The sequence below is a fragment of the Amycolatopsis sp. NBC_01480 genome (assembly GCF_036227205.1).
In the GTDB taxonomy this organism is placed as follows: Bacteria; Actinomycetota; Actinomycetes; order Mycobacteriales; family Pseudonocardiaceae; genus Amycolatopsis.
In genome coordinates, this window is record NZ_CP109442.1 from 9,871,587 (window position 1) to 9,884,466 (window position 12,880).

12 protein-coding genes are annotated in these 12,880 nt (G+C 72.7%); 1 reads left to right on the plus strand and 11 read right to left on the minus strand.

The features are described 5' to 3' along the window. Positions 1-10: 10 nt before the first annotated feature. The 11 genes from mraY to OG371_RS46100 all read right to left on the minus strand — a co-directional run bounded on the left by mraY (position 11) and on the right by OG371_RS46100 (position 11,525). A complete protein-coding gene (gene mraY / locus OG371_RS46050) occupies positions 11-1,093 on the minus strand; it encodes a phospho-N-acetylmuramoyl-pentapeptide-transferase (protein WP_329063852.1) in 1,083 nt (360 codons plus the stop codon). Continuing rightward, positions 1,090-2,613, minus strand: coding sequence for a UDP-N-acetylmuramoyl-tripeptide--D-alanyl-D-alanine ligase (locus OG371_RS46055; protein WP_329063854.1), 1,524 nt, complete (start codon positions 2,611-2,613; stop codon positions 1,090-1,092). The genes mraY and OG371_RS46055 overlap by 4 nt, the downstream gene beginning before the upstream one ends. Further along, the gene (locus tag OG371_RS46060) at positions 2,610-4,154 is read right to left on the minus strand and encodes a UDP-N-acetylmuramoyl-L-alanyl-D-glutamate--2,6-diaminopimelate ligase (RefSeq protein ID WP_329073449.1); all 1,545 of its coding nucleotides are present in this window, start codon (positions 4,152-4,154) and stop codon (positions 2,610-2,612) included. The genes OG371_RS46055 and OG371_RS46060 overlap by 4 nt, the downstream gene beginning before the upstream one ends. Before the next feature lie 294 nt (positions 4,155-4,448). After that, complete coding sequence (locus OG371_RS46065; RefSeq protein WP_329063857.1) at positions 4,449-6,383, minus strand: peptidoglycan D,D-transpeptidase FtsI family protein; 1,935 nt, start codon at positions 6,381-6,383, stop codon at positions 4,449-4,451. Next, complete coding sequence (locus OG371_RS46070) at positions 6,383-7,087, minus strand: hypothetical protein (RefSeq protein WP_329063859.1); 705 nt, start codon at positions 7,085-7,087, stop codon at positions 6,383-6,385. Before OG371_RS46070 ends, OG371_RS46065 begins: the two co-directional genes overlap by 1 nt. After that, positions 7,084-8,040 carry a 16S rRNA (cytosine(1402)-N(4))-methyltransferase RsmH gene (gene rsmH / locus OG371_RS46075; RefSeq protein ID WP_329063861.1) on the minus strand — a complete coding sequence of 319 codons (957 nt, stop codon included), beginning with the start codon at positions 8,038-8,040 and terminating at the stop codon, positions 7,084-7,086. The genes OG371_RS46070 and rsmH overlap by 4 nt, the downstream gene beginning before the upstream one ends. Positions 8,041-8,257: 217 nt before the next feature. Next, positions 8,258-8,689 (minus strand): division/cell wall cluster transcriptional repressor MraZ, encoded by a 432-nt coding sequence (gene mraZ, locus OG371_RS46080; RefSeq protein WP_091616769.1) that lies wholly within the window; start codon positions 8,687-8,689, stop codon positions 8,258-8,260. 483 nt (positions 8,690-9,172) lie between these two features. Next, positions 9,173-9,961, minus strand: a complete 789-nt coding sequence (locus OG371_RS46085; protein ID WP_329063864.1) for an ESX secretion-associated protein EspG — start codon at positions 9,959-9,961, stop codon at positions 9,173-9,175. After that, a complete protein-coding gene (locus OG371_RS46090; protein ID WP_329063865.1) occupies positions 9,958-10,527 on the minus strand; it encodes a PPE domain-containing protein in 570 nt (189 codons plus the stop codon). Before OG371_RS46090 ends, OG371_RS46085 begins: the two co-directional genes overlap by 4 nt. 58 nt (positions 10,528-10,585) lie before the next feature. Next, the gene (locus tag OG371_RS46095) at positions 10,586-11,155 is read right to left on the minus strand and encodes a DUF3558 family protein (protein WP_329063867.1); all 570 of its coding nucleotides are present in this window, start codon (positions 11,153-11,155) and stop codon (positions 10,586-10,588) included. Continuing rightward, a complete protein-coding gene (locus tag OG371_RS46100; protein ID WP_329063869.1) occupies positions 11,148-11,525 on the minus strand; it encodes a hypothetical protein in 378 nt (125 codons plus the stop codon). The genes OG371_RS46095 and OG371_RS46100 overlap by 8 nt, the downstream gene beginning before the upstream one ends. Positions 11,526-11,797: 272 nt before the next feature. On the opposite strand from OG371_RS46100, the gene OG371_RS46105 reads away from it, so the two are divergent. Continuing rightward, the gene (locus OG371_RS46105) at positions 11,798-12,877 is read left to right on the plus strand and encodes an AAA family ATPase (RefSeq protein WP_329063871.1); all 1,080 of its coding nucleotides are present in this window, start codon (positions 11,798-11,800) and stop codon (positions 12,875-12,877) included. The last annotated feature ends 3 nt before the right edge of the window (positions 12,878-12,880 follow it).

Sequence of the window (12,880 nt, forward strand, 5' to 3'; positions counted from 1 at the left end):
GGGACAAGGCTTAGCTCCCCAGGCCGAGCTGCTCGCTGTAGAACAGCCCGAGGCCGAACATGCAGCAGATTGCGGACAGCAGCCAGAACCGGATGATCACCGTCGTTTCCGCCCACCCGGCTAGTTCGAAATGATGGTGGAAGGGCGCCATCCGGAACAGCCTTCGCCGCGTCGTGCGGAACACCGCGATCTGCGTGACCACCGAGATCATCTCGACCATGAACAGGCCGCCGATGACGATGGCGAGCAGCTCCGTGCGGGTGGTCATGGACAGCCCGGCGACCAGGCCGCCGAGCGCGAGCGAACCGGTGTCGCCCATGAAGATCTTGGCCGGCGCGGCGTTCCACCACAGGAAGCCGACACAGGCGCCGGTGGCCGCCGCGGCGACCACGGCCAGGTCCAGCGGGTCCCGCACGTCGTAACAGGCGGGCGCCGGGTTGGGCGAGCAGGACAGCCGGGCCTGCCAGAACGAGATCACCACGTACGTCGCGAGCACCATCGCCGCGGCGCCGCCGGCCAGCCCGTCGAGGCCGTCGGTGAAGTTCACCGCGTTCGACCAGCCGGAGATCACGATGTAGCAGAAGATCACGAACACGATCGACGGGAACGTGATCAGCGCCAGGTCACGCGCGTAGGACAGGCTCTGCGACGCCGGGGTGAGCCCGTGCTCGTCGGCGAACTGCAGCGACAGCACCGCGAACACGATGGTGACCACGAGCTGGCCGACCAGCTTGGCGGTCTTGTTCAGGCCGAGGTTGCGCTGCCTGCGGATCTTGATGAAGTCGTCGAGGAAGCCGACGATGCCCAGGCCCACGGCCAGCATCAGCACCAGCAGGCCGGACGCGGACGGGGCCGCGCTGTGCGAGTTGCCGAGCCAGCCGACCAGGTGCGCCACGAAGTAGCCGACGACCATCGCGATGATGATCGCGACGCCACCCATGGTCGGGGTGCCGCGCTTCGACTTGTGGCCCTGCGGGCCTTCTTCGCGGATCTCCTGCCCGAAGCCCTGCCGGGAGAAGACCCGGATCAGGTAGGGCGTGAGCAGGATGGAGACCAGCAGGCCCGCCGCGGCCGCGATCAGGATGTTGATCACGCGTGACCACCGTTCGAGCGTTCGGAGGAGGGGGAGGACGGGAGTTCGGACGGGGAGGCTTCGGGGGGATCGGCGAGCAGCGCCTCGGCCACCCGCCAGAGGCCGGCCACCTTGGACGCCTTGACCAGCACGATGTCCCCGGGGCGGAGCTGATCGCGCAGCAGCGCGACGGCGGCGTCGATGTCCGGCACCAGCACCGACTCCTCGCCCCAGGAGCCCTCCTGGAACGCGCCCTGGTGCATGGCCGCGGCCTGCGGGCCGATCACCACGAGCTTGTCGATGTTGAGCCGGACGACGAGCCGGCCGATCGCGTCGTGCTCGTTCACCGCGTCCGCGCCGAGCTCGCCCATCACGCCGAGCACGGCCCAGGACCGCCGGCCGGACGCGCTCATCGACGCGAGCGCCTTGAGCCCGGCGCGCATCGACTCGGGGTTGGCGTTGAACGCGTCGTTCAGGACGGTCACGCCGTCGGCGCGGGTGGTGACCTCCATCCTCCGGGCCGAGCGCCGCTGCAGCGCGGACAGGTGCTCGCCGATCTGGGCGGGCGTCGCGCCGAGTTCCAGCGCGACGGCGGCCGCGGACAGGGCGTTGCCGACGTGGTGCTCGCCGTGCAGCGGCAGCTTCACCGATGCTTCGCCGGCCGGGGTGACCAGCCGGAACGACGCGCGGGCCTCATCGTCGAGGGTGATGCCGACGGCGCGGACCTGCGCCGAGGCCGTCTCCCCCACGCCGACCACACGGGCGGAGGTGCGGCTCGCCATGGCGGCGACCAGCGGGTCGTCCAGGTTCAGGATCGCGACGCCGTCTTCCGGCAGCGCCTCGACCAGCTCGCCCTTGGTCTTGGCGATGCCCTCGCGCGAGCCGAACTCGCCGATGTGGGAGGTGCCGACATTCAGCACGACGCCGATCTTCGGCGGCGCGATCGCGGCCAGCTCGGCGATGTGCCCCGGCCCGCGCGCGGCCAGCTCCAGCACCAGGTACTTGGTGTCGCGGCCGGCCCGGAGCGCGGTCCACGGGTGGCCCAGCTCGCTGTTGAACGAGCCGGGCGGCGCGACGGTGGGGCCGAGCGGCTCCAGCAGCTGCGCGATCACGTCCTTGGTCGAGGTCTTGCCGGACGAGCCGGTCACGCCGACGACCGTCAGCCCGTCCGCGGCCAGCCGGTCCACCACGTGGCGGGCGAGCTTGGCCAGCGCGGCCAGCACGGCCGCGCCGGAGCCGTCGGTGTCGCCGGCCAGCGCCACCGAGCGCTCGTGCGCCTGCCCGGCGGGCAGCGGCGGGACGACCACGGCGGGCGCGTCCACCTCCCGGCCGGCCAGCACGGCGACGGCGCCGGCCGCCACCGCCTGCGCGGCGAAGTCGTGCCCGTCCACGCGCTCGCCCGGCAGGGCGGCGAACAGCCCGCCCGGGCCCAGCTTCCGCGTGTCGAACTCGACACTCCCCGTGACGACCGGGGAGCCGTCGGTCCCGTGCAGCCGGCCGCCGACAACGTCGGCGATCTCGGCCAGGCTGAGCTCGATCACGCACTCACCTCGAGATGCTTGCGAATGGCGGCCTCGAGCTCGTCCCGGTCGGAGAACGGGTGCACCACACCCTGGATCTCCTGACCGGTCTCGTGGCCCTTGCCGGCGATGAAGACGATGTCGCCCGCCTGGGCGAGCGAAACGGCGTGGGTGATGGCCTCGCGGCGGTCGCCGACCTCCAGCACCTCGCCGCCCTGGGACGGCCCGACGCCGCGGGCGCCCGCGAGCATCGCCGCGCGGATCGCGTCCGGGTCCTCCGAGCGCGGGTTGTCGTCGGTCACGATGAGCACGTCGCTGCGGCGCGCGGCGGCCTCGCCCATCATCGGGCGCTTGGCGGTGTCGCGGTCGCCGCCGCAGCCGAGCACGGTGATGATCCGGCCGTCGGTGCGCGCCCGCAGCGCGTCCAGGCCCTGGGCCACGGCCGCGGGCTTGTGCGCGTAGTCGACCACCGCGGTGAAGTCCTGGCCCAGGTAGACGCGCTCCATCCGGCCGGGCACCTCGACCGTGCCCAGGCCGCGGACGATGTCGGCCGTCCCGACCCCGGCGCTGCCCAGGATCGCGGCGGCGAGCACCGCGTTGGCCACGTTGAACGTGCCGGGCAGCGGGATCTTCGCCGCCGCGGTCAGCCCGTCCGGCCCGTGCAGGGTGAAGGTCTGCTCGCCGGCCGGGGTGGCCTCGATGTCCGAGGCGCGCCACAGCGCGTCGGTGCCCGGCTCGATCGACACGGTCACCGTCTGCGGCGTGAGCAGCGCCTGCCCCCACGCGCTGTCCACCACCACGACCTCGGTGGTGGAGCGGCCGTCGAACAGCAGCGACTTGGCCGCGAAGTACTCGGCCATGTCGTGGTGGAAGTCCAGGTGGTCCTGGGAGAGATTGGTGAACGCGCCGACCGCGAACCGGGTGCCGTTCGCCCGGCCCAGCGCGAGCGCGTGGCTGGAGACCTCCATCGGCACGTGCGTGACGCCGCGCTCCAGCATCACCGCGAGCAGCGCCTGCAGGTCCGGCGCCTCCGGCGTGGTGAAGCCGCTGACCAGGCGCTCGCCCGCGATCCGGGTCTCCACCGTGCCGATCAGGCCGGTGGTCAGCCCGGCCGCGCGCAGCCCGGCGTCGACCAGGTACGAGGTGGTGGTCTTGCCCGAGGTGCCGGTGACGCCCAGCACGGACAGCTGCAGCGAGGGCTCGCCGTAGATCCAGGCGGCGATCTCGCCGAGCGCGGCCCGCGGGTCCGGATGCACGAGGATCGGCACGCCCGCGTCGCGCAGGGCGGGCCGCTCGGCGCCGGCCGGGTCGGTGAGCACCGCGGTGGCCCCGGCGGCCACGGCCTGGTCGCTGAAGTCGGCCCCGTGCGCGCGGGCGCCGGGCAGGCCGGCGAACAGGTCGCCGGGCAGCACGTGCTGCGCGCGCAGCGTGGTTCCGGCGACGGCGAGGTCGGCCGCCTCGGGGCGGTCGGCGATCAGCCGCGCGCCCGCTCGGGCGAGCAGCGTGGCCAGGGGCACCGGTTCGATCCGGGCCGGGCGCGGCGGTGCGGGGACCGCCTTCACCGGGCTGTCCGGCAGGGACGGGGCAGCCGGCCCGCTCTGGGGCTGGGACGAGGACACGGACACGCCCGAGAGGTTACCGAGGTCGCATTCGGGTGACCCAAGGCGGTACGGCCAATGTGTGCCCGGTCGGCACATGTGCTAAAGGCGGCCGCGGAGATCGTTACGGCGCAAGGACTTCCCGCACTGGCACCAGCCGATGTGGACGATCGCCGCCCCGACGCGGTCAAGGCCTCCTCACCCGCGCCGTACGCGGGTAAGGAGGCCTTGACGTCGGTCTTGTGGCGCAGTTGTGGCTCAGGGATCGACGAGCTGGACCTCGGGCGCCGGCCCGTCCGAAAGCGGAATCTGGTACCGCTGGGTCAGGTACGAGGCGATGTCGTGGAACAGCGGCCCGGCCGAGTGCCCGGCCGGCAGCGTGGTGTCCGGCGCGTCGAGCCGGATACCGACCACGAACCGCGGGTGGTCGGCGGGCAGGATGCCGGCGAAGGTGATGTTGTACAGGTGGTCGCTGTAGGCCTTGGTCCGCGGGTCCACCTGCTGGCCGGTGCCGGTCTTGCCGGAGATCTGGTACCCGTCCAGCCCGGCGCTGGGCGCGGTGCCGGCCTGCGACCCCTTGAGCCCCTTGCCGTCCTGGATCACCGCGCGCAGCATGTCGCGCACCGTCTTGGCCGTCTGCGGGCTGACCACCTGGACGGTCTTCGGCGCGGGCTCGGGCACCAGGGTGCCGTCCGGGTTCTTCTTCGCCTTCACGATCCGGGGCTCCACGCGCAGCCCGTCGTTCGCGATCGCCTGGTACATCCCGGCCATCTGCACGACGGTCATGGACAGGCCCTGCCCGATCGGCAGGTTGCCGAACGTGGTCGGCGACCACTGGTTGCGCGCGGGCACGTAGCCGGGGCTCTCGCCCGGCAGGCCGAGCCCGGTGCGCTGGCCGATGCCGAACTTCTTCAGCAGCGCCGAGTAGCGGTCCGGGCCGACCTGCTGCGCGAGCAGCAGCGTGCCGATGTTGGACGACTTGGCGAAGATGCCCGCGGTGGTGAACGTCTGGGTGCCGTGCACCCACGCGTCGTGCACGGTGGCGTCGGCGATCTTCAGCTGGCCGGGCACCGAGGTGGTGGACGTGGGCGTGGCGACGCCGTTGTCGATCGCCGCGGTGGCGGTGACCACCTTGTTCACCGAGCCCGGCTCGAACGGCGTGGTCACCGCGCGGTCGTTGAGCAGCTCGTCCTGGAACGTGGACTGGTCGTTGGGGTTGAACGTCTTGTCGTCGGCCAGCGCGTAGACCTCGCCGGTCCGGGAGTCCATGACCACGGCCTGGCCGCCCTTGGCGTGCGAGAGCGCGACGTAGTCGCTCAGCTGCCGCTGCAGCTCGTACTGCAGGTCGGAGTCGATGGTCAGCTCGAGGTCGGAGCCCGGGATGGCGGCCTGCAGCACGTGCTCGGTGCCCGGCAGGTACAGGTTGTCGTTGCCGTTCTGGGTGTTCACGATCTCGCGGCCCGGCGTGCCCGCCAGGTCGTTGTCGCGCGACTGCTCCAGCCCGACCACGCCGTGCAGGTTGTGCTTGGAGACGTCGGGGTCGTCCATCCGCCAGTTGGCCAGCCCGACGATGTTCGACGCCAGGGTGTCGCCCGGGTACTCGCGCTTGGCCCGCTTCTCCACGCCGATCCAGGCGAACTTCTTCACGATGTCGTCGGCGGCCGAGGGCTCGACGTCGTTCACCAGGTAGGTGAACGAGCCGGGCTTGTGCAGCAGCGTCAGCAGCTCCTGCTCGGTGATCAGGTTCGGCACCTTCGACGAGATGTACTTGGCCGCCGAGGTGACCTCGGTTTCGAAGTTCCGCCCCTTGGTGGGGTTCTTCGCGGCGTAGTCGTCCATCGCCTTGTGCAGCGCCTTGAGGTTCACCGACAGCGTGCGCGTCTCGACGCTGAAGGCGAGCTTGGCGCCATTACGGTCCACAATGGACCCGCGCTGGGCCGGGATGTCGATGGTGAGCGTGCGCTGCCGCTCGGCCGCGGCCGAGAGCGTCGGCGCCTCGAACCACTGCACCTGCACCAGTTTCCCGCCCGCGATCACCATCAGCGCGACCAGCAGCAGCCGCACGGCGGAGAACCGGCCGCGGTGCCCGCCGTTGCCGCGCTTGGCGACCGCGCGGCGGGTGCCCGCGGCGTAGGTGCGCCGCGCGCTGCCCGCCGCGCGCGCCCGCGCCTGGCTCGAACGTCCTGCCGGCATCACTGTCCCCCTTGGCCCGCGGTGTCGGCCGGCACCGCGGGCTGGTCACCTTCGATCGGGGCGCCGCCCTGCGTCCCGGCCGCCGGGGCGACCGGCGGCGCGACGGGCGCCGGGGTGTCCTGGCCCTGCGCCTTCTGCGGCTGGCCGACCAGCGTGGTCTTGCCGTCCGGGCCGACGACCAGGCGCGCCGGGTCGCCGCCGGGCACCATGCCCAGCTGCTTCGCGGCGGGCGCGAGCGACGCGGGCGACTGCGCCTTGGCGACTTCGCGCTCGAGCCGGTCCTTGGTCTCGGCCAGGTTCGCGTTGGTGGTCCGCAGCTGCTCGAGCCGGTACGAGTCGGCGATCGCCTGCGTGGTCAGCCAGAGCGTGGACGCGACGCCCGCGACGAGCAGCCCCATCATGATCAGCACGAACGACGCGCGCGAACGCGGCCAGCGCAGCCCGCGCTTGACCTTGGGCGTGACCTTCAGCGGCTCGGCCTTGGCCTCCGGCCGCTTCGGCCCGCGCTGCTGCAGCAGATCGGCCCGCTGGGCGCGGCGCGCGTACGCCCGCTCCGCCGCCGTGGTCCGCCCGCGCGTTCCGCGGCGTGGCGCCACTTCCGGCTGGGTGGTTTCCGGCTCCAGCTCGACCGTGGTCCCCGCCTGCTCGCGCCGGCGGGTCGCCGGCTCGCCCGAACGGCGACGGGACTTCGTGGGTGCGGTCATCGCGGCTCTCCGATCCTCTGTGCTGCCCGCAGCCGCACCGAGGCGGCGCGCGGGTTGTGCTCGATCTCGCCCTCGTCGGCCTTCTCGGCTCCTCGCGTCAGGAGTTTCAGCTCCGGGCCGTGCCCGGGCAGCTCGACCGGCAGCCCCTCGGGCGTCCGGGACTTCGCCAGCGCTGCCAGCGCCTGCTTGACCAGGCGGTCCTCGAGCGACTGGTAAGACTCGACGACGATGCGCCCGTCCATGGCGAGCGCGGACAGCGCGGCGGGCATGGCCCGGCGCAGCACCTCCAGCTCGCCGTTGACCTCGATCCGCAACGCCTGGAACGTGCGCTTGGCCGGGTGGCCGCCGGTGCGCCGGCTCGCCGCGGGCACTGCGTCGTAGAGCAGTTCGACCAGCCGCCCGCTGCGCGTGAACGGCTCCTTCTCCCGCTCGTTGACCACGGCCCGGACGATCCGCTGCGCGAACCGCTCCTCGCCGTAGTCACGCAGGATCCGGATCAGCTCGCCCGGCGCGTACGTGTTGAGCACGTCGGCCGCGGTGAAGCCGGTGGTCGGGTCCATCCGCATGTCCAGCGGGGAGTCCTTCGAGTACGCGAAGCCGCGCTCGGCGCGGTCCAGCTGCATCGAGGACACGCCGAGGTCGAACAGGATGCCGTCCACACTGGACAGTCCGAGGCCTTCGATCGCCTCCGGGAGTCCGTCGTAGACAGTGTGGACGAAGTCGACGCGGTCACCGTGCCGCGCGAGCCGCTCACCGGAGCGCTCGAGCGCGGCGGGATCGCGGTCCAGCGCGACCAGCCGCAGGCGGGGAAAGGCTTCGAGGAGGGCGTCGGAGTGGCCGCCGAGGCCGACGGTCGCGTCCACCAGCACGGCGTCGCGATCGGCGAACGCGGGGGTGAACAGCTCGATGATCCGGTCCAGCAGTACCGGAACGTGCTCGTGCCCGGTCGTCATGGCTTCTCCCCCCTTCCGTGTGCTGCTACCCCGGGGAAGATGCGGCGGATGCCGTCAGGTCCCTGTCCGCCCGCTTGCTGACCTGGCACCGGGGAAGGTGCGCCAGGGCCAAAGAGCGGACAGAGGCCTCACGGCATCCGCGGTGGGCGGCGTCCGGCGGCGCGGCCACGGCCTACCTTCGTCCCCCGACGACGCAGGTGCTCCGTTGGCTGCGTCCCTAGAAGACGCCCGGTAGAACTTCCTCTCGAGCCTTCGCGTAGCTGTCCTCGTGTTCGTCCAGGTAGCCCTGCCACGCTTGGGCGTCCCAGATTTCCAGCCGGGTGATCGCACCGATCACCACGCATTCCTTGTTGAGCCCGGCATAGCGCCGGAGCTCGGACGCGATCGCGATGCGCCCCTGCCCGTCCGGGCGTTGTTCGTCGGTTCCGGCGAACAGGTAGCGCTGGTAGGCCCGGACCGCCTCGTTGGTGAACGGGGCGTCGGCGACCTTCCGAGCCATCTGCTCGAACTCGGCGCGGGGGAAGACGAAGAGGCAGTGGTCCTGCCCCTTGGTGATCATCAGCCCGCCGGCCAAGGCGTCGCGGAACTTCGCGGGAAGCGTGAGCCGCCCCTTGTCGTCCAGCTTCGGGGTGTGGGTGCCGAGGAACATCGGCTTCCACCTCCCTACCGGCTCCGGCTTGGCGAACCACGCCGGCCCCGGCTACGGGGCTCCCTTCTGCCCCACTAGCCACCACCGTACCCCACTTTTCACCACAGTCAACGCGACAAACGCGTCCACCACTCCGTCGTGTCTGTCGTTTACGCAGGTCAGCGCGGTGGGTGCAGGTGGGGGGCCAGTGGGGGCCCGTGGCCAAGATCCCCCGCTGCGGGGGCGCCGGGCAACCGAGGGAGGCGGTCGGACGTCCAGATTTCGTCCGCGTGAGGACCGTTCCGCCCGGATTCGGGGCCTTGGTGGGGCTTGGTGGGGATCCGGGTGGGGGCGCGTGGGGACCGCGGTGGGGGTTGGTGGGGAAGGCGGTGGGGGCGGGTGGGGGCAGCCGCCCTCAGCGTTGGCGAGACCGGTCCGGCGGGGACGAATGCACCCGCTTCACCGCACCGCTGCCCGGGTCGGCTCCCCCGCCGCCGGGGAACCTCAGTCCACGGAGAACAGTCCGGCGACGCGCTCGGCCAGCCGGCCGCCGTCGACCGGCGAGACGTTCACCCATTCCTGCCCGCCCCGGCCCGCCGAGGTGGTCGCGCAGTAGGCGCCGAGGTCGGTGTCGAACCAGGTCAGCCCGCCGACCCGGGCCACCTTCCCGTCCCCGCCCCGCGCGTAGGCACTGAACTGCCCCGCCGCGTAAACCGGCCGGGCCTGAATGGCCAGCACCTCCCGGACCTGAGCCGCCGACGCCGCCGAGGTGCCCGGCCCGTCCGCGGACGCCGCGGCCTCGGCCGACCGGGCGCCGCGCCCGCCGGACGACGGGTCCCCGGCTCCCGCGAGCGTCCCGGCCGGCAGGCTCACGCCGTAGCCCGGCCCGGCCCCGAGTTCCGGCAGCACCTCGACGATCGCCGTGCCCAGCTCGCCGCTGCGGATCCCGCTCAACGCGATCGTCTGCGAGGGCTGCACGGCCAGCACCCCGGACCGCCCGCGCACCGCGGCCACCGCGCGGAACGGGACCTCCGCCGTCATGTCCACCAGCGCTTCACAGGCCACGAACTGCTCGGCGCCGTCCAGTAATCGCAGCCGGTGCTCCAGCGCCGGATCCAGCGCGGCGCCGTCGAACAGCCCGCGCTCGCCCAGGTTCCGGTAGACCTCGGCGCGGATCACGGCGCGTTCGTCCTCAGTGGACCCGACGCTGCGCACGGCCAGCGGCACCGGCGGCCGGCCGAGCCCGAGGTCGGTCCACAGCACGTCGAACGCCGACGCGGAGACCCGGATCAAGCCGGCCCCAGCTCCGGGGCCACCGGGAACACCACCCGCGGCACCAGGCCGTGCAGCGCGGTGTCCCGGGTGTGCAGCACGTCGATCGCCTTCTGCCGCGCCGCTTCGGCTTCCGCGCGGCGCGCGTCCATCACGGCCGACAGCCCGGCGAGCGCCAGCACGTTCCCGCTCGCCGCGGCCGAGCGGAGCATCGCCGCCGGGTCGTACGCCACCGGCGGCGGCATGTCCGCGCGGGCCCGCGCGGCAACCTCGGCCTGGCCCGCCACCGACTCGCCGACCACGCCCGCCACCGCGGCCGAGTCGCCGAGCCAGGTCGCGGCCCGGCCCAGCACCGCGCGCATCGCGTCACCGGCTTCGCCCTGCCACGACTCCTGGCTGCCGGTGACCAATGACGTCAGCTCGGCGGTGGAATCGCGGAACCGGCGCGACAGCTCGGTCCAGCGCGCGCCGGCCTCGCCGGCCGACACCGGGTCGTTGCCCTGCTCGACCTGGGCGGCCAGGGCCTCGTGGCTGTAGGACTCGTACCGGGCCGTCGGCTCCGGGACGGCCGGCTCTGCAGCGGACACGGCACACCTTCCGTTTCGCGGGACAGCGGATCAGCGGGGATCGCGGGAATCAGCGGGGTCAGGGCAGCTTGGGCTCCACCAGCCCGGCCACGGTGGTGGCCCGGCTGCAGGCGAGGGTGCTGTCGGAGAAGGTCGAGTTGCTGACGTCCACCTGCACGCTCGCGGAGCCGCCGACGCCGAGCAGCACCGCGCACGTGCCGTCGGCGGCCCTGCGGTCCACCAGCTGCACCGCCTGGTGCGTGCCCACCTTCTTCTTGGTGCGGGTGCCCTTCGAGACGTCGAGGTTGGCCAGCCCGGCGTTCTCGTCGAGCGTGACGGTGACGCCGAAGGTGGCCGGCACGGTCCAGTCGCAGGCCCGCGCTTCACCGATCGTCTTCGGCTTGCCCAGCTGCGTCAGCCCGGCCGTCGAACGGTCCGACGGCGAAAGCAGCGCGCACGGGTCGAGCTGGGCCAGCGACGCCGGGGCGGCGGTCGTGCCGCTCTGGGGAGCTGTCCGGGGCGCCGCGCCTTCGGGCGAGGGCGACGCGTGGGCGGCCATCGCGTTCTGGCTCGCGGGCATCCGGGCGCCGCAGGCGGCGAGCACGAGCAGCGCGGGGACCAGCAGGAGGAACGTCTTGCGCTCAGCCACCGGAGCAGTCCACCCCGCCGGCCGCGTTCTGGTCCTCGTCCTGGTACTTGGCCAGCGCGCCGGCGATCCGCCGCTTGAGGCCCTCGAGCTCCTTGCCGAACGACGTGAGCTGCTCGACGGCCGAGCCCTCGCCGCCGCTCATGCCGTACTTGGCCATGAAGTCGCCGACCTCGCTCGCGTAGCCGCTGCCGAGCGGCACCGAGCGGCCGAGCACCTTGGCCTCGCGCACCATCTCGCCGACCACGTCCTGCAGCGCGCCGAGCTTCGCGTACGTGTCGGTGGCCAGTTCCGGCGCCACGGCGAAGCCGCCGCGGCCGGAGCCGGTCAGGCCCGGCACGTCGGGCAGCGGTGCGGCCCCCACCTCGCTCATGTGCGGTTACGCCTCTCCGTAGTCGAGCGACCTCGGTTTCGGAGCATACGTCAGAGCGGTGCGTCAGCGGGAGCACCCGAAAACGCGGGACCGCTCACCCGAACGGCGCAACCAAGGCCGTGGCGGAGCGTCATCAAGAGGTGTTCGCGGGGTTGCGCCGCCGAGTTCGCCCAGGTTTGACACACTGAGGAGAAGGCTGATCGCTGCGTGGACAGCGAGCGACCCGGCGGAGCCGGTGAAACCCGCACAGCCATGCGCCACCAGGAGGACGAGTGACGTCGAGAATCCAGTCCGCTTCCCCCGCCGGAACACCGGGCGAGGGCACCGGGCAACCCGCCTATCCGGCGGGGGACGCCCCGATCGGGCGACAGAACGGCTACGCACCGAGAGCCTCCCTCGACGAGCTGCACGACACGGCCCGCCGGATCGCGGCGAACGTCGAGCGGGTGCTGGTCGGCAAGCCCGACGTCATCCGGATCGCCTTGGTGACGCTGCTGGCCGAGGGCCACCTGCTCGTCGAAGACGTGCCGGGTGTCGGCAAGACCTCGCTGGCCAAGGCGCTCGCGCGGTCGATCGACTGCACCGTGAGCCGCGTCCAGTTCACTCCGGACCTGCTGCCCAGCGACGTCACCGGCGTCTCCATCTACAACCGGCAGACCGGCGAGTTCGAGTTCCGCCCCGGCCCGGTGTTCGCGAACATCGTGGTCGGCGACGAGATCAACCGGGCCTCGCCGAAGACGCAGTCGGCGCTGCTCGAATGCATGGAAGAGCACCAGGTCACAGTCGACACGAGCACGTACACGCTCGGCGAGCCGTTCATGGTGATCGCCACGCAGAACCCGATCGAGATGGAGGGCACGTACGCGCTGCCCGAAGCCCAGCGCGACCGGTTCACCGCGCGGGTGTCCATCGGCTACCCCGACCAGCAGGCCGAGCTGGCCATGGTCGACGAGCACTCCGGGCACAACCCGATGGCGGACCTGGGCCCGGTGTCCGACGGCGAGACGGTCAAGCGGCTGATCGAGACGGTCCGCGCGATCCACATGGCCCCGGAGGTCCGCCGGTACGCGGTGGACCTGGCCGCCGCGACCCGCCAGGTGCCGGAAATCCGGCTCGGCGCCTCTCCCCGCGCGACGCTGCACCTGGTGCGGGCCGCGCGGGCGCAGGCCGCGCTGTCCGGGCGGGAGTACGTGGTCCCGGACGACCTGCACACGGTCGCCGTGCCCGTGCTGGCGCACCGGCTGGTGCTCACCACCGAGGCGCACGCGGCCCGCCGGTCGGCCACCGACGTGGTGCGCGCCGTGCTCCACCGCGTCCCCGTCCCGCAGGGCTCGGCCGGGACCCGGCAGTAGCCC

Coding starts and splice junctions, on each gene's coding strand:
- rsmH (WP_329063861.1), bottom strand. CDS start 8,040: ATGACGACCGGGCACGAGCACGTTCCGGTACTGCTGGACCGGATCATC.
- OG371_RS46070 (WP_329063859.1), bottom strand. CDS start 7,087: ATGACCGCACCCACGAAGTCCCGTCGCCGTTCGGGCGAGCCGGCGACC.
- OG371_RS46065 (WP_329063857.1), bottom strand. CDS start 6,383: ATGCCGGCAGGACGTTCGAGCCAGGCGCGGGCGCGCGCGGCGGGCAGC.
- mraZ (WP_091616769.1), bottom strand. CDS start 8,689: ATGTTCCTCGGCACCCACACCCCGAAGCTGGACGACAAGGGGCGGCTC.
- OG371_RS46100 (WP_329063869.1), bottom strand. CDS start 11,525: ATGAGCGAGGTGGGGGCCGCACCGCTGCCCGACGTGCCGGGCCTGACC.